General features: G+C 66.4%; 17 protein-coding genes. 5 read left to right on the top strand and 12 right to left on the bottom strand.

What is annotated here, in order from left to right; translation table 11 throughout:
- Positions 1-29: 29 nt before the first annotated feature.
- Positions 30-779 carry a peptidylprolyl isomerase gene (locus tag QZL87_RS01200; RefSeq protein WP_295322794.1) on the bottom strand — a complete coding sequence of 250 codons (750 nt, stop codon included), beginning with the start codon at positions 777-779 and terminating at the stop codon, positions 30-32.
- A 96-nt stretch (positions 780-875) separates the two neighbouring features.
- Here QZL87_RS01200 and QZL87_RS01195 point away from each other — a divergent pair, with 96 nt between their 5' ends.
- Both QZL87_RS01195 and QZL87_RS01190 read left to right on the top strand, forming a co-directional pair.
- Positions 876-1556 carry a hypothetical protein gene (locus tag QZL87_RS01195; protein ID WP_295322793.1) on the top strand — a complete coding sequence of 227 codons (681 nt, stop codon included), beginning with the start codon at positions 876-878 and terminating at the stop codon, positions 1554-1556.
- A 13-nt stretch (positions 1557-1569) separates the two neighbouring features.
- A complete protein-coding gene (locus QZL87_RS01190) occupies positions 1570-2028 on the top strand; it encodes a nucleoside deaminase (protein WP_295322792.1) in 459 nt (152 codons plus the stop codon).
- 505 nt (positions 2029-2533) lie between these two features.
- Here the strand turns inward: QZL87_RS01190 and pnp are convergent.
- The 6 genes from pnp to QZL87_RS01160 all read right to left on the bottom strand — a co-directional run bounded on the left by pnp (position 2534) and on the right by QZL87_RS01160 (position 8022).
- Positions 2534-4849, bottom strand: a complete 2316-nt coding sequence (gene pnp, locus QZL87_RS01185; protein ID WP_295322789.1) for a polyribonucleotide nucleotidyltransferase — start codon at positions 4847-4849, stop codon at positions 2534-2536.
- A gap of 262 nt (positions 4850-5111) precedes the next feature.
- Positions 5112-5381 carry a 30S ribosomal protein S15 gene (gene rpsO / locus QZL87_RS01180; protein ID WP_295322786.1) on the bottom strand — a complete coding sequence of 90 codons (270 nt, stop codon included), beginning with the start codon at positions 5379-5381 and terminating at the stop codon, positions 5112-5114.
- A gap of 23 nt (positions 5382-5404) precedes the next feature.
- Positions 5405-6379 carry a tRNA pseudouridine(55) synthase TruB gene (gene truB / locus QZL87_RS01175; RefSeq protein ID WP_295322783.1) on the bottom strand — a complete coding sequence of 325 codons (975 nt, stop codon included), beginning with the start codon at positions 6377-6379 and terminating at the stop codon, positions 5405-5407.
- A gap of 33 nt (positions 6380-6412) precedes the next feature.
- A complete protein-coding gene (locus tag QZL87_RS01170; protein WP_295322781.1) occupies positions 6413-6817 on the bottom strand; it encodes a DUF6491 family protein in 405 nt (134 codons plus the stop codon).
- Between the two features lie 73 nt (positions 6818-6890).
- Entirely contained in the window at positions 6891-7427 is a 537-nt protein-coding gene (locus QZL87_RS01165; RefSeq protein ID WP_295322779.1) for a GNAT family protein, read from the bottom strand.
- Positions 7420-8022: a thymidine kinase gene (locus QZL87_RS01160; protein WP_295322777.1), complete on the bottom strand. Its 603-nt coding sequence runs from the start codon at positions 8020-8022 to the stop codon at positions 7420-7422. The genes QZL87_RS01165 and QZL87_RS01160 overlap by 8 nt, the downstream gene beginning before the upstream one ends.
- Before the next feature lie 192 nt (positions 8023-8214).
- Between QZL87_RS01160 and QZL87_RS01155 the strand changes: the two genes are divergently transcribed.
- Positions 8215-9636 (top strand): wax ester/triacylglycerol synthase family O-acyltransferase, encoded by a 1422-nt coding sequence (locus QZL87_RS01155; protein WP_295322774.1) that lies wholly within the window; start codon positions 8215-8217, stop codon positions 9634-9636.
- A 103-nt stretch (positions 9637-9739) separates the two neighbouring features.
- Here the strand turns inward: QZL87_RS01155 and rbfA are convergent, their stop codons facing one another.
- The 5 genes from rbfA to rimP are packed head-to-tail and all read right to left on the bottom strand — an operon-like array spanning position 9740 to position 15677.
- Positions 9740-10147 (bottom strand): 30S ribosome-binding factor RbfA, encoded by a 408-nt coding sequence (gene rbfA, locus QZL87_RS01150; protein WP_295322773.1) that lies wholly within the window; start codon positions 10145-10147, stop codon positions 9740-9742.
- Positions 10148-10197: 50 nt separating this feature from the next.
- Positions 10198-12729 (bottom strand): translation initiation factor IF-2, encoded by a 2532-nt coding sequence (infB, locus tag QZL87_RS01145; RefSeq protein WP_295322772.1) that lies wholly within the window; start codon positions 12727-12729, stop codon positions 10198-10200.
- A gap of 17 nt (positions 12730-12746) precedes the next feature.
- A complete protein-coding gene (locus QZL87_RS01140; RefSeq protein ID WP_295322770.1) occupies positions 12747-13505 on the bottom strand; it encodes a DUF448 domain-containing protein in 759 nt (252 codons plus the stop codon).
- Positions 13486-15132 (bottom strand): transcription termination factor NusA, encoded by a 1647-nt coding sequence (gene nusA / locus QZL87_RS01135; protein ID WP_295322769.1) that lies wholly within the window; start codon positions 15130-15132, stop codon positions 13486-13488. The genes QZL87_RS01140 and nusA overlap by 20 nt, the downstream gene beginning before the upstream one ends.
- Positions 15132-15677, bottom strand: a complete 546-nt coding sequence (gene rimP, locus QZL87_RS01130) for a ribosome maturation protein RimP (protein ID WP_295322768.1) — start codon at positions 15675-15677, stop codon at positions 15132-15134. The genes nusA and rimP overlap by 1 nt, the downstream gene beginning before the upstream one ends.
- Before the next feature lie 455 nt (positions 15678-16132).
- Between rimP and QZL87_RS01125 the strand changes: the two genes are divergently transcribed.
- Entirely contained in the window at positions 16133-17272 is a 1140-nt protein-coding gene (locus QZL87_RS01125; RefSeq protein ID WP_295322767.1) for a cell wall hydrolase, read from the top strand.
- 42 nt (positions 17273-17314) lie between these two features.
- On the top strand, positions 17315-17701 hold the full coding sequence (locus tag QZL87_RS01120) for a VOC family protein (RefSeq protein ID WP_295322764.1): 387 nt from the start codon (positions 17315-17317) through the stop codon (positions 17699-17701).
- Positions 17702-17715 lie beyond the last annotated feature (14 nt).

Raw genomic sequence — 17715 nt, 5'->3', positions numbered from 1 at the left:
AAATAAATGATGGTGGGTCCGGCGCAGCTTTACGGCGTCTTGACGACGCAACCCGCCGAGGCATCGGGCGGCGCGGGCACGCGGCGCGCCGTCTTGATCGTCACCTGCGGCTCGAGCATCTGGCCGACCATCACGCCCTCGCCCGCGGTGGGGGAGATCGGCGCGTTGAAGATCGCCTCCGCGACCTCGGCGCCGCCGACCATTTCGCCGAACACCGCGAAACCCGCGCCGTCGCCGCCCACCGCATCGGCGTCGAAGCCCTTGATGTCGGACAGCAGCAGGAAGAAGTCGCTCGTCGCGTCGCCGGGGTTGAGCCGCGCCATCGACAGCGCGCCCTTGCAATTGGTGAGCCCGGTCGCCGTCGTCGGCTCGTGCGCGATGGGCGGGAAATTCCGCCGCGCATCGCCGCGGTTGCCCGCCTGGATCAGTTGGCTCGCCGGCCCCCAGCTCTTCGTCGAGCGATAGAATTTGAATCCGTCGAGGCGCTTCGCATCGACATAGCGGAGAAAATTGGCGGCCGTGATCGGCGCCCGCTTGTCCTCGATCCGCACGGTGATCGTGCCGAGATCGGTGACGAGCGCGACATAGGGCCGCGTATCGGCCTCGACGACCGGCGTGACAGGCGCCGGAACCGACGGCACCGGCGGCGGCAATTGGGTCGCTTGCGGCGGGACGGACGGCGATTGGGCGGCGAGCGCGAGCACGGCGAACAGGGTCAGCATGGCGCCGATCATAAGCGCAATCGCCGCGCCGATGCGAGCGGTTTTACGAAGCGGCATCCGCGCCGCCCTTGCCGCCCGGCCGCGGTTGGAAAAACGCACGAAGCAGGCTAGGCAGGCTCCGCCCGCCCCCTCACGATCCAGATGGAAGAAACGATGGACGAGATTCCGGCCCGCGAAACCGAGCCTGCCGCCGCCCCGGCGGCGTCGACCGCGGCCGAGCTGAGTTCGCGCTTTCTGCGCTACCTTCCGTTCATCACCATCGCCCATTTCCTCATCGGCCTGCCCGCGCTGATCGCCTCGCTCGCGCTCGCCTGGTTCGCTTTCGTCCAGGCCGACGCGACGCAGAAGATGCAGACCGGCGGCGTCATGCCCTTCGTCACCTTCGGGACAAGCAATGGGGACGAGGAGGGCAATCAGGATATTTCGCTGTCGCTGACGAACAATGGCGTCGGCCCCGCGATCCTCGGCCCCATCGAAATCCGCTATGAGGGCAAACCGATAAGCACCCCGGTCGAACTGCTCAGGTCATGCTGCGCGAAGACCGAGGCGCGCGCCTTGCGCTTTTCCACTTCGCCTTCGACCGGGATCGCGGTTCGTCCGGGCGAAACCATCGAATTCGTCAGTTTTCCGCGCACTCCCGCGACCGAGAAAGTCTGGCAGATTTTCAACAAGGAGCGGTGGAAGCTCCAGGTCCGCGCCTGCTATTGCTCGATCTTCAACGATTGCTGGGTAACCGAAGGGATGCAGGGGTTGCCGAAAGCCGTCGACAAATGTCCCGCCGACTGGTCGCTGTATCGCGAGGATGCCGGAAACCGGATCGCGGGCGTTTCTTGAGATGGAGCACATCATGGAGAGCGAAGACTATCTGCGCGAGGCGATCGCGCTGGCCTATGCCAATGCCGAAAATGGCGGTCGCCCGTTCGGCGCGGTGGTCGTTCGCGACGGACGGATCATCGCCTCGGCGGTGAACGAGGTCATCGCAACCGGCGATCCGACCTCGCATGCCGAGCTCAACGCGATCCGGGCCGCGAGCGGGATAGCGGGGCCCGATCTCGCCGGCTGCTCGGTCTTCGCCAGCGGTCATCCCTGCCCGATGTGCATGGCGGCGATGCGCCTCGCAGGGATTGCGGCGGTGACCTATGCCTATTCGAACGAGGACGGAACGCCATATGGCCTGTCGACGGCGGCGATCTACGAGGATCTCGCCAAGCCTTTTCCGGAGCAGACGATGAAGATCCGCCATCTGCCGGTTCGTCTCGACGGCAGACCCGATCTCTACGCCGACTGGCGGCAGCGGCAGCGTTGATCCCGCCTGCCGAAGATGGGAACGACGGCGGCTGGCGGCCGGTAGCTGCCATGAAATCCTCCCTGCGGCGAAGCCGTGGGGAGGGGGACCGCTCGCGAAGCGAGTGGTGGAGGGGCCGCGGCGGTGCGCCCTGAGCCCCTCCGTCAGCGCTTCGCGCTGCCACCTCTCCATCGCTGTGCGACAGGGAGGATGTTCCTTTCATCGTCATCCCGGACTTGATCCGGGGTCCATTCGCGCGGGCGTCGGGAAGAATGGATTCCGGATCAAGTCCGGGATGACGAAGACTGGAAACGACCGAAAAGCGACGCTCAGTATCCCACAGCTTCGTCATTCCCGCGCAAGCGAGAACCCAAAGCCTGCGTCGGCTGATTCCACACTGGGTTCCCGCTTTCGCGGGAATGACGAATGTTGGGAATGCCATAGTCCACCCCAAGCCGCCGAATGAACTGCAACAAAAAAGGGCCGCCTTTCGGCGACCCCTTCTCTTTTCCGGTAGCGGAAGAACTCAGTCCTTCAGGAAGTCGGGCACATGGCCCTGATCTTCCGGACCGTCTTCGCTGCGCTCGCGACGCGGGCCGCGGTCGCCGCCATCGCGGCGCGGGCCACGGTCGCGGCCGCCGCGGCCACGGTCGCCACCGTCGCGACGCGGGCCGCGATCGCCACGGTCACCGCGCTCGCCCCGATCGCCTCTGGGTTCGCGCGCCGGACGCGTGTCTTCGAGTTCCTCGCCGGTTTCCTGATCGACGACGCGCATCGACAGGCGGACCTTGCCGCGCGGGTCGATCTCGAGCACCTTGACCTTGACTTCCTGGCCTTCGCTGAGGACGTCGGCCACCTTCTCGACGCGCTCGTTCTTGATTTCGCTGACGTGGACGAGACCGTCCTTGCCGCCCATGAAATTCACGAACGCCCCGAAATCGACGAGGTTGACGACCTTGCCGTCATAAATCTTGCCGACTTCAGCTTCCTCGACGATGCCGGCGATCCACTTGCGCGCCGCTTCGATCTGATCGAGGTCGCTCGACGAGATCTTGATCAGACCTTCGTCGTCGATGTCGACCTTGGCGCCGGTGGTCGCGACGATCTCGCGGATCACCTTGCCGCCGGTGCCGATGACATCGCGGATCTTCGACTTGTCGATCTGCATCGTCTCGATGCGCGGCGCGTGCGCCGACAATTCGCTGCGGACTTCGCCGAGCGCCTTGTTCATCTCGCCGAGGATGTGCGCGCGGCCTTCCTTGGCCTGGGTCAGCGCGGCTTCGAAGATTTCCTTCGTGATGCCCGCGATCTTGATGTCCATCTGCATCGTGGTGATGCCTTCGGACGTTCCCGCGACCTTGAAGTCCATGTCGCCGAGGTGATCCTCGTCGCCGAGGATGTCGCTGAGGATCGCATAATCCTTGCCTTCGAGGATCAGGCCCATCGCGATGCCCGAGACGGGGCGCTTGATCGGCACGCCGGCGTCCATCATCGCGAGCGAACCACCACACACCGACGCCATCGACGACGAGCCGTTCGACTCGGTGATGTCGCTGGTGAGGCGGATCGTATAGGGGAACTCGTCCTTCGTCGGCAGCACGGGGTGCAGCGCGCGCCACGCGAGCTTGCCGTGACCGACTTCGCGGCGGCCCGGCGCGCCGAAGCGGCCGACTTCACCGACCGAATAGGGCGGGAAGTTATAGTGCAGCATGAAGTGCTGGTACGACAGGCCGTTAAGGCCGTCGATCATCTGCTCGGCATCCTTGGTGCCCAGCGTCGCGGTCGCAATCGTCTGGGTCTCGCCGCGGGTGAACAGCGCCGAGCCGTGCGCGCGCGGCAGGAAGTGCGTTTCGGCGACGATCGGACGGATCTGCGTCGTTGTGCGGCCGTCGATGCGCTTGCCGTCCTTGAGGATCGCGGTGCGGACGATTTCGGCTTCGAGCTTCTTGGTGAGCTTAATGCCCGCCATCACCGCCTGCGGGTCGAGACCGTCTTCGGTAAACTGCGCCTTCGCCTTCGCGCGCGCTTCGTTGAGCGCGTTCGAGCGGGCCGACTTGTCGGTCAGCTTGTAGGCGGCCGCAATGTCCTTGCCGATCAGCTTCTTGATCTTGTCCTTGATCGCGGCATTGTCGTCCGACGCGGCCATTTCCCAAGGTTCCTTGGCGGCCTGTTCGGCGAGCTTGATGATCGCCTTCACGACTTCCTTGCAGGCATCGTGCGCGAACAACACGGCGCCGAGCATCACCTCTTCCGACAGCTCGTTGGCTTCGGATTCGACCATCATCACCGCGTCGTGCGTCGCCGCGACGACGAGGTCGAGGTCGCCCTCGGCCACCTGTTCGTCGGTCGGGTTCAGGATATATTCGCCGTTCAGATAACCGACGCGCGCGGCGCCGATCGGGCCCATGAAGGGCACGCCCGAAATGGTGAGCGCGGCCGACGCCGCGACCATCGCAAGGATGTCGGGCTCGTTGTGGCCGTCATAGCTCAGCACCTGGGCGATGGCGTTGATCTCGTTGTAGAAGCCTTCGGGGAACAGCGGGCGGATCGGACGGTCGATCAGGCGGCTAACCAGCGTTTCCTTTTCGGTCGCGCCGCGCTCGCGCTTGAAGAAGCCGCCCGGGATGCGGCCGGCGGCCGAATATTTTTCCTGATAATGGACGGTGAGCGGGAAGAAGTCCTGCCCGTCCTTCACCGACTTCGCGGCGGTCACGGCGCACAGGACAACCGTTTCGCCCAGCGTCGCCATCACGGCGCCGTCGGCCTGGCGGGCAACCTTGCCCGTTTCGAGCGTCAGCGTTTCACCGCCCCACTCGATCGATACTTTTTTCACGTCAAACATGTGGTTTCCTTCGCCCGCCGGGCCCTATGCCGGGCGGGGCCTCTGTGTCCGGGCAGTCCGGCCCGGGGCGGTTCAGGGCGTCTGTCTGCCCTATGGCGGTCCCGCCGGATGCGGGAGCGGCCCTTACTCTTTACGTCGCCCCCGCGAAGGCGGGGGCCGCTGGCGGAATGAAAACTCGGCTTGATCCCGCCCCGGATCCCCGCCTGCGCGGGGATGACGCAATACGTAAACGGCCCCCGTTACCGGGGGCCGAACGATTGCGTCACTTACGAAGACCCAGCTTCGCGATCAGCGCCGAATAGCGGGCCTCATCCTTCTTGCGAAGATAGTCGAGGAGGCTGCGGCGCTTGTTGACCATCATGAGGAGGCCGCGGCGGCTGTGGTTGTCCTTGTGGTGCGCCTTGAAGTGATCGGTCAGCGTGTTGATGCGGTCGGTCAGGATCGCGACCTGGACTTCCGGCGAACCGGTATCGCCCTTTTCGCGGGCATTATCCTTGATGACTTCGGCTTTGCGCTCGGCGGTAATCGACATATTCTTTTCCTCGAACATCCTTGTTACAGATTGAAGCCCCGGACGACTTTCAGCGTTCCCGCCAAAGCCTCGATCAGGGCGACGGGACGCATATCGCTGTCCCTTCCCCAATAGAGCCCGTCTTCCGTGCTACCCCCGGCCCAGACGCGACCCTGACGGATCGCCCCTGCCGCTTCCGGGGAAAGGTTCAGAGCCGGGATGTCGACCAGCCCTGCCTCGAGCGGCAGAATTATTTCTGATTGCGCGGCCCCTTGGCCGAAAGCGTTCAATTTGTCCAGCGAAATCGCCTGTTCGAGCGTGAAGGGGCCCGCGCGCGTGCGGCGGAGCATGGTGACATGCCCGACGGTGCCGACCGCACACGCGATGTCGCGGGCGAGGCTGCGGATATAGGTGCCTTTGGAGACGTGGGCGGTGAGGGTGATTTCCTGAAGCCCCTCCCCTGACCCCAACCCGTCACCCCGGCGAAGGCCGGGGTCTCGCCGGTCCGGGTCTGAGCCGCCAATGGCGAGATCCCGGCCTTCGCCGGGATGACGGATGGAAAGGGAATATATGACGACCCCCCGCGCCTTCATCTCGACCGCTTCGCCCTTGCGCGCGCGGTCATATGCTCGCTCACCATCGATCTTGATCGCCGAATAGGCCGGCGGCACCTGCTCGATCGGTCCGGTAAAGCGGGGCAGCACTGCTTCGATTTCCGCGAGCGTCGGTCGCACGTCGCTCGAAGCGACAATCTCGCCTTCGGCATCGAGCCCGGCGGTTTCGGTCCCGAACGCGATGGTGAAGTCATAGACCTTGCTCGCATCGAGCATCCGCCCGCAGAGCTTCGTCGCCTCGCCGAGCGCGATCGGCAGCACGCCCGACGCGAGCGGATCGAGCGTCCCGCCATGGCCGACCTTGACCTTGCCCAGCCCGGCCTCGCGGCACACGCGCTTCACCGCGCCGACCGCCTGCGTCGAGCCGAGACCCACGGGTTTGTCGAATATGATCCAGCCGTTCATCGCAGCGCCGCTAGGCGCGCCAGGCGGCAATTGTCAATTTGCCGCGGGCTTTTCGCCCATGATGTCCTTCGCCTTGTCGCGCTTCGACGGCGGCGGCGCCGAGGTGACGAAGGAGGTCAGCGGGCAGCGTTCGCCGCGCACGATGATCGACGCGAACCGGTCGAGCCGCCCCGCGCCGCGCGTCTCGACGCCGATCGCCTGCGCGAAATCGACATCGCGGCAGATGCCGGCGAAGGTGCCGTAATACCAGTTGCGGCGGCGATCCTGGATCCAGATGCCGCGGTCGCGGTCGGCCCGCCAGGTGCGGATCGAGCTGTCGCTGGGAAAGACGATGCTCGCCTCGACGCCGAGCGCGCGCGAGTCTTCGGCGGGCTCGATGGCCGCCGCCGCAGAAAGGGGAAGCAGCATGGCGGCCAGGGAGAGTGCGAGATTCTTCATGACGACTCGCCTAGCAGAGGCAGGCTGAACCAGTGCTGACGCGATCCTCCCTGTCGCGCAGCGATGGGGAGGACTATTTCGCCCACTCCTCCGCCAGCAGCGACCAGAGTCCCGTATCGCGCACATGGCCCGTCCAGGTGATGCGTTCGGAGCGCAGCACGCCCTCCTTGGTGCAGCCGAGCTTGGCGACGGCCGCCTGCGACCGTTTGTTGCGCTCGTCGATGCGGAATTCGATGCGGCGGATGCCGGTCGCGAAGGCGTGGTCGATCATCAGCGTCTTGAGCCGGCCGTTGAGGCCGGTGCCGCGCGCAGCGGGATGGATATAGGAGTTGCCGATCTCGACCGTCTGCGCAGAGACGTCGGGACGCAGCCAGGCGGTCATGCCGACGAGCGTGTCGCCCGCGAAGATCGCATAGGGCATGCGGCTCGCATGCCCGACCAGCGCGTCGAACGCCGCGTCGAAATGCCCGGAATCGAAGCTCGTGGAATAGATCGGCCAGATGTCGGCGTCGGCGGCGCAGGCGGCGCGGAGCGCCTCGCGATGCGGCTCGGCCAGCTTGACGAGCCGCAGCTCGCCGTCGGCGAGCTCGACATAGAGGCGATCAAGCATCGGCAAGCACTCCGGCCACTTGACGCCGCTTTTCCATGAAATGCCGCCGGCACATCGCGACATAGCGGTCGTTGCCGCCGATCTCGGTCTGCGCGCCCTCGACCACCGCGCGGCCCGCTTCGTCGACGCGCAGGTTCATCGTCGCCTTGCGCCCGCATTCGCACACGGCTTTGAGCTCGACGAGCGCATCGGCAAGACCGAGCAGCGCCGCCGATCCGGGGAACAGGTTCGCCGCGAAATCGGTGCGCAGGCCATAGCAGAGCACCGGGATATTCGCCTCATCGGCGAGCCGCGCCAGCTGCAGCACCTGCTCGCGCGACAGGAATTGCGCCTCGTCGACGAGCACGCAAGCGAGCGGGCGCTGGCGGTTCTCGCCGCTCACCGCCGCCCACAGGTCGCTGTCGGGGTCGAATTTATGCGCCTCGGCGAGCAGGCCGATGCGGCTGGTGATCTGCCCGGCGCCATAACGATCGTCGAGCGCCGCGGTCCACAGCATCGTTTCCATGCCGCGCTCGCGATAGTTGAAATCCGCCTGCAGCAGCGTGGTCGATTTGCCCGCATTCATGCTGGCATAGTAGAAATAGAGCTTTGCCATGGTGCGGCGATACCGTGCATCTCAACCTTCGTCACCCCGGACTTGATCCGGGGCCCAGCTTTTCGACGTCGCTGAGCGGGACCCCGGATCAAGTCCGGGGTGACGAGGAAATGAAGGGCGGCTTGACTCGCTTACGCCCCCTGTCATGCTGCGCCTCAAAAGATGCAGCATTTTGAGCGGGGAGAGCTGCCGATGCGCTTGATGCCGGTGACCGACGCGATGTTCCTGTGGGGGGAGAGCCGCGAGATGCCGATGCACATCGGCGGCATCAACCTCTACACGCTGCCCGAGGGCGTCGACGAAACCGAGTGGCTCAACGAGCAGCTTGCGCTGCTCCGCCAGTCGGAGGGACTGCGGCGGCCGTTCAGCGAGGTGCTGAAACTGACCCCCTTCGGCCAGTACGGCCCGATCCGCCTCGCCCCCGATCGCGACATCGACATGCACTATCATGTCCGCGCCGCCGCGCTGCCCAAGCCGGGGCGCTATCGCGAGATGTTCGAGCTCGCCTCGCGGCTCCATTCGGGGCTGCTCGACCGCACGCGGCCCTTGTGGGAGATCACGCTGATCTCGGGGCTGCCCAACCGCCAGATCGCGACCTTCAAGAAGGTCCACCACGCGCTGATGGACGGCGCCGCGAGCATTCATTTCTATAATTCGATGCTATCGGCGGACCCCGAGGAGCGGCGCGCCGCCTCGCCGCTCTCGGTCGAAGCCTATGAGGCGTACAAACGCCAGTTCCCGCCGCCGAAGAAGCCCGCGCGCCCCAACCTCACCGACATCAAGGCGATCGGCGATTTCCTGAAGGAGCAATGGGGCAACAGCGTCGGGGTGACCAAGGCGATGAACCAGTATCTCGCGGCGATGTTCGGCATCGGCGGCGATGGCCTTGCGACGCCCTTTGCCGGGGTGCCGCGCACCAGCTTCAACCGCAACATCACCGGCGCGCGCCGTTTCGTCGCGCAAAGCTGGTCGCTGGAACGCGTGCGCGCGATGGGCAAGGCCTATGACGGCACGATCAACGACGCGGTGCTGGGCATGTGCGCGGGGGCGATGCGCAAATATCTGCAATCGCTGAACGAACTGCCCGACAAGCCATTGAAAGCCATGGCGCCGGTGTCGATCCGGCCCAAGGACGACATCGATTCGGGCAATTCGGTCGCGTCGGTCACCGCGAACCTCGCGACGCATATCGACGATCCCGCGACGCGCATGGCGATGATCCAGGAGTCGATGAACTCGGCGAAGGCGCAGCTGCGCGCGATGACCGCGGCGCAGATCCAGCTCTATACCGCGATCACCAGCTTCCCGATGATGCTGACCGCGCTGACGCGCACCGCCGACAAATTTCCCGCCTATTCGGTAACGATCTCGAACGTCCCGGGGCCGCGCGAGCAGATGTACTGGAACGGCGCGCGGCTCGACGGCATGTATCCTGCGAGCATCCCCGTCGACGGCATGGCGATGAACATCACGCAGGTGTCGAATTTCCGGAATATCGACTTCGGCATCACCGCGTGCCGCCGCAGCGTGCCGCACGCGCAGCGGATGATCGACTATCTGGAAGAGGCGCTGGTCGAGCTGGAAGCGGCGGCGGGGATCAAGGGGAAGAAATAAACTCCCAAACCCGTTCGCGCTGAGCTTGTCGAAGCGCCGTTCTTCCTTCACGCTTTGAAGAAGGACGGTCCTTCGACAAGCTCAGGACGAGCGGACTGGGGAATCAGCTCTGTTCCGCTTCCCCGCCCTCCAAATCGCGCAGCACCTTCGGATCGCGCAGCAATTTGTCGATATGGCTCGCCTCGTCGAAGCTTTCGTCGGCGAGGAATTTGAGTTTCGCGGCATATTTCATGCGGATGCGGTGCGCGACTTCGCGCTGGAGATAGGCGGTGTTGGTGCGCAGCGCCTTGAGCACCGCCTCTTCGTCCCTGCCGAGCAGCGGCTTCACGAACACCGTCGCGTGGCGGAGGTCGGGCGACATGCGCACTTCGGTCACGCTGACCGGATGCGTCGCGAGAATATCGTCATGCACGTCGCCGCGCGCGAGGATTTCGGAGAGGATATGGCGCACCTGTTCGCCCACGCGCAGCACGCGGACGGAGGGGCCTTCGGATTGTTCCTTGTGGCGCATCGGTCAATTCCTCCCGCACCCCCGCGCCGGCGGGGGTGCAGGGATAATGATTACAGCGTGCGTTCGCGCAACTCGACCTCGAAGACTTCGAGGTGGTCGCCCGCCTTGATGTCGTTCGTATCGGCCAGCACGACGCCGCACTCCAGGCCCGCGCGCACTTCGGCGACGTCGTCCTTGAAGCGGCGCAGCGACGCGATCGTCGTTGCCGAGACGATGACGTCCTCGCGCGTGAGGCGCGCGTGGAGCCCCTTGCGGATCGAACCTTCGAGCACGAGCAGGCCCGCGGCCTTGTCGCGCTTGCCGGCCGGGAAGACTTCCTTGACCTCGGCGCGGCCGACGACGTTTTCGATGCGCTCCGGACCCAGCTCGCCCGCCATCTCCTTCGCGACGTCGGCGGTCAGGTGATAGATGACGTCATAATACATGAAGCGCACTTTTTCGCGGTTCGCGATCTCGCGTGCCTTGGCGTTCGGGCGGACGTTGAAGCCGATGATCGGCGCCCCCGTCGCCGCCGCCAGCGTCACATCGCTCTCGGTGATCGCGCCGGCGCCCGACTGGAGCACGCGAACGCGGATTTCGTCGGTCGACAGGCGGTTGAGCGCGTTGACGATCGCTTCGACCGAACCCTGCACGTCGCCCTTGATGACCACCGGATATTCGATGACCTTCGCCTTGTCGGCGAGCGCCGAGAACATGCCCTCGAGGCTGACCGGCGCCTGCGCGGTCCGCTTCTTGAGCGCCTGTTCCTGGCGATAGGCCGCGACCTCGCGGGCGCGCGCCTCATTCTCGACGACGGTCAGCGTGTCGCCCGCCATCGGCACGCCGCCGAGGCCGAGCACCTCGACCGGCATCGAGGGGCCCGCGGCCTTGATCTGCTTGCCATGATCGTCGACGAGCGCGCGGACGCGGCCGCTTTCGGCGCCGCAGACGAAGATGTCGCCGACCTTCAAGGTGCCGCGGCGCACGAGGATCGTCGCGACGGGGCCGCGGCCCTTGTCGAGCTTCGCCTCGATCACCGTGCCTTCGGCGGCGCGGTCAGGGTTGGCCTTGAGTTCCATGATCTCGGCCTGCAGCGCGATCGCGTCGAGCAGCTTGTCGAGCCCGGTCTTCTTCAGCGCCGACACCTCGACATTCTGGACGTCGCCGCCCATTTCCTCGACCACCAGCTCATGTTCGAGCAGGCGTTCGCGGACGCGCTGGGGATTGGCGCCGTCCTTGTCGATCTTGTTGATCGCGACGATGATCGGCACGCCCGCGGCCTTCGCATGGTTGATCGCCTCGATCGACTGCGGCTTCAGCCCGTCGTCGGCGGCGACCACCAGGATCACGATGTCGGTGACGTTCGCGCCGCGCTGGCGCATCTCGGTAAAGGCTTCGTGGCCCGGCGTATCGAGGAAGGTGATGACGCTGCCGTCCTTCGCCTTCACCTGATAGGCGCCGATATGCTGGGTGATGCCGCCGGCCTCGCCCGCCTGCACATTCGCGCCGCGCAGCGCGTCGAGCAGGCTCGTCTTGCCGTGATCGACATGGCCCATGATCGTCACCACCGGCGCGCGCGGCTTCAATGCCGCCGCGTCGTCGACATCCTCGTCGTGGCGGATGTCGATGTCGGCTTCGCTGACGCGCTTGATTTCGTGCCCGAACTCGGTGACGAGCAGTTCGGCGGTGTCCTGATCGATCGTCTGGTTGACCGTGACCGGCATGCCCATCTTGAACAGCGCCTTGACCAGGTCGGCGCCCTTTTCGGCCATGCGGTTGGCGAGTTCCTGCACCGTGATGCTGTCGGGCACCACGACTTCGCGAACCTGCTTCTCGCGCGGGCCCGAGGAGGTCATGTGCGAACGCTTTTCCTTTTCGCGCGCGCGCTTCAGCGCCGCGAGGCTGCGCGCGCGGGCGCCCTCATCCTCGTTCAGTGCGCGCGTGACGGTCAGCTTGCCCGACTGGCGGCGATTGTCGGCGCTGCGGTTCGTCTTCGGCTCCGGGCGCTTTGGTTCGGGGCGCTTCGGCGCCTCGACCGGAGTAAAGCGGCGCGGCGCGGGAGCGGCGCTAGTCGCCGCCGGGCGCGGCGTAGCGGCTTCGGCCTGCGGTTCGGCGGCGGCCGGTGTTTCGGCGGCGGGTTCAACCGCAGCCGGGGCTGGCTCGGCGGCCTTTGCCGCAGCCTGTTCCTGACGCGCCTCGGCGCGCGCCTTTTCTTCCTCGGCGGCGCGGGCGCGGGCCGCTTCCTCGCGGCGGCGATTTTCCTCGAGCGCGGCCATGCGCGCTTCCTCGGCCTCGCGCAGCAGCTGCGCCTGGCGCTCCTGACGCGTCATCAGGCTGTCGGGCGCGGGCTTCGGCGCGGCAGGCCTGGGAGGAGCGGCCGGCGTGGGCGCAGGGGCGGGGGCAGGCGCGGCCTGGACCTCTTCGGCCTCGGGCGCCGGGGTGGCTTCGCCCGGACGGCCAAGCACGCGGCGGCGCTTCACCTCAACCACCACCGTATTGCGGCGGCCGTGGCTGAATTGCTGCTGTACCTGTCCGGCCTCGACCGTCCGCTTCAGCCCGAGCGGCTTGCGGCTAAGGGTCGGCTTGTCCTGTTCGTCACTCATCGAAAACCATCATTCCTTCAAAACGCGTCCGAAACGGCGGAGGCCGCGGACGTATCCCCTGTCCCCGACGTGCGGGAATCCCTATTCGAAACGCGATCGGCCGCGTCCCTACTCCATCCGGTGAAAAACTGCCAGCGGCTCAAATGCGCCAGCACCCGGTCGGCGGCGCGGGCGTCGACAATCGCCAGATGCACCGCATTCTCGCGCCCCAATGCCATAGATAGGGTGCCGCGGTCCACCGGCAAGACCAGACCTTCGCGGCCCGAGCCTTCGTCATCCTCGCCGACGCGCCACGCCTGCCCCAATTTCTTGCGGCCATCCTCGCCCGCGTCGCTCGCGTGAAGCAGCAGGCGCACCTGCCCGCGGCGCGCCGCCTGCTCGATCTTGTCGTTGCCGCTGATCAGCGTGCCCGCGCGCGATTCGAGCCCCAGCCGGTCGAGCGTCGCGCGCGCGAGCTGCGCCTCGATCCGCGCGCCGAGATCGTCGGGGATCGCGATATGGCTTTCGTGCAAAGCGCGCGCGAGCCCGCCCTTGAGCTTGCCCTTGGCTTGGCTCGCTTCGAGGTCGGCGCGCGTCACCCCGATCCACGCGCCGCGCCCCGGCGCCTTGCCATGGACGTCGGGGGCGATGCTGCCGTCGGGACCGAGCGCCAGGCGCACGAGCCGCTCCGCCGGCGAAACCTCACCGGTTACGACGCAGCGCCGCTCGGGCACGTGGCTCCCGCGCCCCTTTGCGCGGTCGGTTTCGGTCAGCTGATCATTGCGCGGGGTCCGCATCGGCGGCCTCCCCGTTTTGCGGCTCCGCCGCGGGCCCGGTTGCCGGCTCGCTCGACTCTTCGTCGTCGAACCAGTGCGCGCGCGCCGCCATGATGATCTCGTTGCCCTGCTCTTCGCTGAGGCCATATTCGCCGAGCACGCCGCCCTTGTCCTCGGCGCGCTCGCTGCGCGCCGGGCCGCGGCGGTTGTCCTGGCGCTTCTTGGCGATCAGCTCGTCGGTCGCGAGGTCGGCGAGGTCGTCGAGCGTCTTGATCCCCGCCTTGCCGAGCACGACGAGCATCGCCTCGGTCAGGTGCGGAATATCGGCGAGCGCATCCTCGACGCCCAGTTCGCGACGTTCGGCGCGCGATGCTTCCTCGCGGCGTTCGAGCCCTTCGGCGGCACGGCTTTGCAGTTCCTGCGCCAGTTCCTCGTCGAAACCTTCGATGCTCGCCAGTTCGTCGAGCGGCACATAGGCGACTTCCTCGAGTTCGCCGAAGCCTTCGGCGACGAGCAGCTGCGCGAGCGTTTCGTCGACGTCGAGTTCCTCCTGGAACATCGTCGAGCGTTCGACGAATTCGCGCTGGCGCTTCTCGCTCGCGTCGGCCTCGGTCATGATGTCGATCTGGCTGCCGGTGAGCTGGCTGGCGAGACGGACATTCTGGCCGCGGCGGCCGATGGCGAGGCTGAGCTGGTCGTCGGGAACGACGACCTCGATGCGGCTGTCGTCCTCGTCGATCACGACGCGCTGCACCGTCGCGGGCTGGAGCGCGTTGACGACGAAGGTCGCGGTATCTTCGGACCAGGGGATGATGTCGATCTTCTCGCCCTGCATTTCCTGGACGACCGCCTGAACGCGGCTGCCCTTCATGCCAACGCAGGCGCCCACCGGATCGATGCTGCCGTCATAGCTGATGACGCCGATCTTCGCGCGCGAACCCGGGTCGCGCGCGGCCGCCTTGATCTCGATGATGCCGTCATAGATTTCGGGCACTTCCTGCGCGAACAGCTTCTTCATGAAGTCGGGGTGCGCGCGGGAAAGGAAAATCTGCGGGCCGCGGTTCTCGCGGCGCACCGACAGGATCAGCGCGCGGACGCGGTCACCGACGCGCATCAGTTCGCGCGGGATCTGCTGGTCGCGGCGGATCACGCCTTCGGCGCGGCCGAGGTTGACGACGATGTGGCCGAATTCGACCGACTTCACGACGCCGGTGATGATCTCGCCCGCGCGATCCTTATATTCTTCATACTGGCGCTCGCGATCGGCTTCGCGGACCTTCTGGAAGATCACCTGCTTCGCCGACTGCGCATCGATGCGGCCGAGGTCGACCGCGGGCAGCGGATCGACGATGAAGTCGCCGATCTTGGCGTCCTTCTGCAGCTTCTGGCCCGCGGCGAGATCGACCTGCTTGAAATAATCCTCGACCTGCTCGACGACTTCGACGACGCGCCACAAACGAAGGTCGCCGGTCTGCGGATCGAGCTTCGCACGAATGTCGTTCTCGGCGCCATAGCGCGCGCGCGCGGCGCGCTGGATCGCTTCCTCGATCGCCTCGATGACGATGCCCTTGTCGATCATCTTCTCGCTGGCGACGCTGTTGGCAATCGCGAGCAGCTCGGCCTTGTTGGCGGAAATGGCAGTGGCCATCAGTCCTGTCCTTCTTCTTCCATTTCGTCGGCGCCCTCGGTCGAGAGCGGAACGGTTGCGGCAATCAATTTGTCGGTGAGAACGAGCTTCGCCGTGTCGATCGCGTCGAACGGCAACTGATGCTCCACCCCTTCCTTGTCGAAAATCGTGACGGTGTCGCCGTCGATACCGGCGAGTTCGCCGTTGAAACGCTGGCGGCCATCGCGCTTTTCCTTGAGCGCGATCTTCGCCTCATGCCCCGCCCAGTCGGCGAAGTCGGCGCGGCGCGTCAGCGGCCGGTCGATGCCCGGCGACGAAACCTCGAGCCGGTAGGCGACGTCGATCGGGTCCTTGCCCGCTTCCTCGAGCGCGTCGAGCCGGTCCGAGATGCGGCGCGACAGGTCGGCGCAATCGTCGATCGTCAACTGGCGCGTGTCGGGCCGCTCGGCCATCACCTGCAAGGTCGGGTCGCTCTCGCCACCAAAAAAGGCGACGCGCACGAGCGCAAGGCCCATCGCCTCGGCTTCGGGCGCGATGATCGCGTTGAGGGCGTCGAAATCGACCAAATTCTGTTTCCAATCCGGATGACCGGAAAGCCATGCGGGTATTGCCGCCGCGGCCCGCGGCCCCGACGTCCCAACTGGCTAACCATGTCAAGAAGTAGGGCGCATATAGGCTTTGGCGGGTGAGTCGGCAAGGGGGAATGGGCCGGGGACCATCGGCGAAACCTCGGCGCCGGCCCAGGGCGGGTTTCGGCCGATTGCGGCCGTTGATCTCCCCTCCCGCTTGCGGGAGGGGTTGGGGGTGGGCAGCGACGCCGCGATTGCCCACCCCGCTGCAACTAGCGAACAAGTTCGCAAGTTTCGCTGCCCCTCCCGCCTGCGGGAGGGGAAACCAGTTCAACAGCTCAACGGCAGTTCCCCACCCCAAAACCGACCGCCCACAGACCGTGAAACATTTTATTGGCGTTTCAGCGTATAAGGCGGGCTGGCCTTTCGCGCGAATCGCGCGCCGAGCGCCGATGGAACGTGAAACGCGCATGAAGCCCGAATTGTCCCTCACCGCCCGCTCGACGTGGCGCGACCCGGTGCCGGAAAAGCCGGCGGGGCCGGGCCGCGCCTTTTGGGCGGCGATCGTCGCGGTGGTCGCGGTCGCCTGCCTTTCCTTCCTGCTGTCGAGCGGACAGTTGCGCGCACCGGCGGCCTTCGGCCCGTATAATGTGTCGGTCCCGCTCGACTTCAAACCCTATGACCCCGAACGCTGGGCGATCATGAATGCCGATGATTATCAGACGGCGCTGAAAATCGATCCGACTCTGCCCGATCCGGCGAGCATCGGCTATGGCGACGCGGCCGCGATGCCCCCCGCCGATCCCGCGCTGCTGCGCGAGGAAGCCTTTGTCGGGCCGGCCGCCAAACCCTATGTCTTTCGCGGGGTCACCGCGCTCGACCGCGAGCGGGCGCATTATTGCCTGACCGCCGCCCTCTATTACGAGGCGGCGTCCGAGACCGACGACGGAATGCGCGGCGTCGCGCAGACGGTGATCAACCGCGTCCGCCATCCGAGCTTCCCCAACACCGTGTGCGGCGTCGTCTTCCAGGGGTCGCAGCGCGCGGGCGTATGCCAGTTCACCTTCGCCTGCGACGGCGCGATGGCGCGCGCGCCCGAACGGCGGAACTGGCTGCGCGCGAGCCGCATCGCTTCGGCCGCGCTCGGCGGATATGTCTTCCCCAAGGTCGGGCTCGCGACACACTATCACACGCAGGCGATCTGGCCGCGCTGGGGCAAGAGCCTGGTGATGACCAACATCGTCGGCGCGCATATTTTCCACCGCTGGCGCGGCCGCTGGGGTATGCCCGACGCGTTCCGCGCGCCCTATCTCGGCCGCGAACCCGTGCCCGGTCCCTATCTGCCGCTCGCGCAGCAACTGGCGATCCTCAAGGGTCAGGGCCTCGCCCCCGGCGCGGGTCCCGCCCCGATGCTGGCCGGCCCCGCCGCGCCGCTGCCCGATGTCGCCCCGGCGCCGCTGCCCGGCGCGATCACGCCGCCGGCAACGGCCGCGCCGCCGCCCGCTGCGGCGCCCGCCTACGCCGATCCGCGACTCAACCAGTCGGGCCAGATCCGCGAGGAATTCCGCAAGAGCGGGGAGTGGAAAGGCTGAGGCTTTCGGCCTAGGCTGCCCCTGTCATCACGGGAGGCCAGCATGGGACATGTCAAAGGCATCGGCGGGCTGTTTTTCCGGGCGCGCGACCCCGAGGCGCTGTCCGCATGGTATCGCGAGCGGCTGGGCGTCGGGGCCGGATGCAGCGCCGACGATACGGGTCCGATCGACGAATGGACATGGGCCGTCGCCGCGGGCCCGATGGTCTTTGCGCCGTTCAACGCCGACACCGACTATTTCGCCGCCGACCGCCAGTTCATGATCAACCTGCGCGTCGACGATCTCGACGCGGTGCTTGCGCCGTTCCGCGCGGCAGGCGACGAGATCATCACCAAGGAGGAATGGGACGACCCCGCGGTCGGGCGCTTCGCGCGCGTCCACGACCCCGAAGGCAATCCGATCGAGCTCTGGGAGCCGCCTAAAACATAGCATCGTCATCCCGG

Origin of the sequence: uncultured Sphingopyxis sp., from assembly GCF_900078365.1 — a bacterium.
Classification (GTDB): domain Bacteria; phylum Pseudomonadota; class Alphaproteobacteria; order Sphingomonadales; family Sphingomonadaceae; genus Sphingopyxis.
The sequence above is the reverse complement of the archived record's forward strand: the minus strand, read 5'-3'. Positions and strand labels throughout refer to the sequence as shown.

Coding starts and splice junctions, on each gene's coding strand:
- QZL87_RS01160 (WP_295322777.1), bottom strand. CDS start 8,022: ATGGCAAAGCTCTATTTCTACTATGCCAGCATGAATGCGGGCAAATCG.
- infB (WP_295322772.1), bottom strand. CDS start 12,729: ATGAGTGACGAACAGGACAAGCCGACCCTTAGCCGCAAGCCGCTCGGG.
- QZL87_RS01140 (WP_295322770.1), bottom strand. CDS start 13,505: ATGCGGACCCCGCGCAATGATCAGCTGACCGAAACCGACCGCGCAAAG.
- pnp (WP_295322789.1), bottom strand. CDS start 4,849: ATGTTTGACGTGAAAAAAGTATCGATCGAGTGGGGCGGTGAAACGCTG.
- rpsO (WP_295322786.1), bottom strand. CDS start 5,381: ATGTCGATTACCGCCGAGCGCAAAGCCGAAGTCATCAAGGATAATGCC.
- QZL87_RS01170 (WP_295322781.1), bottom strand. CDS start 6,817: ATGAAGAATCTCGCACTCTCCCTGGCCGCCATGCTGCTTCCCCTTTCT.
- QZL87_RS01120 (WP_295322764.1), top strand. CDS start 17,315: ATGGGACATGTCAAAGGCATCGGCGGGCTGTTTTTCCGGGCGCGCGAC.
- rbfA (WP_295322773.1), bottom strand. CDS start 10,147: ATGCGCCACAAGGAACAATCCGAAGGCCCCTCCGTCCGCGTGCTGCGC.
- QZL87_RS01125 (WP_295322767.1), top strand. CDS start 16,133: ATGGAACGTGAAACGCGCATGAAGCCCGAATTGTCCCTCACCGCCCGC.
- QZL87_RS01165 (WP_295322779.1), bottom strand. CDS start 7,427: ATGCTTGATCGCCTCTATGTCGAGCTCGCCGACGGCGAGCTGCGGCTC.
- QZL87_RS01155 (WP_295322774.1), top strand. CDS start 8,215: ATGCGCTTGATGCCGGTGACCGACGCGATGTTCCTGTGGGGGGAGAGC.
- QZL87_RS01200 (WP_295322794.1), bottom strand. CDS start 779: ATGCCGCTTCGTAAAACCGCTCGCATCGGCGCGGCGATTGCGCTTATG.
- QZL87_RS01190 (WP_295322792.1), top strand. CDS start 1,570: ATGGAGAGCGAAGACTATCTGCGCGAGGCGATCGCGCTGGCCTATGCC.
- truB (WP_295322783.1), bottom strand. CDS start 6,379: ATGAACGGCTGGATCATATTCGACAAACCCGTGGGTCTCGGCTCGACG.
- QZL87_RS01195 (WP_295322793.1), top strand. CDS start 876: ATGGACGAGATTCCGGCCCGCGAAACCGAGCCTGCCGCCGCCCCGGCG.
- nusA (WP_295322769.1), bottom strand. CDS start 15,132: ATGGCCACTGCCATTTCCGCCAACAAGGCCGAGCTGCTCGCGATTGCC.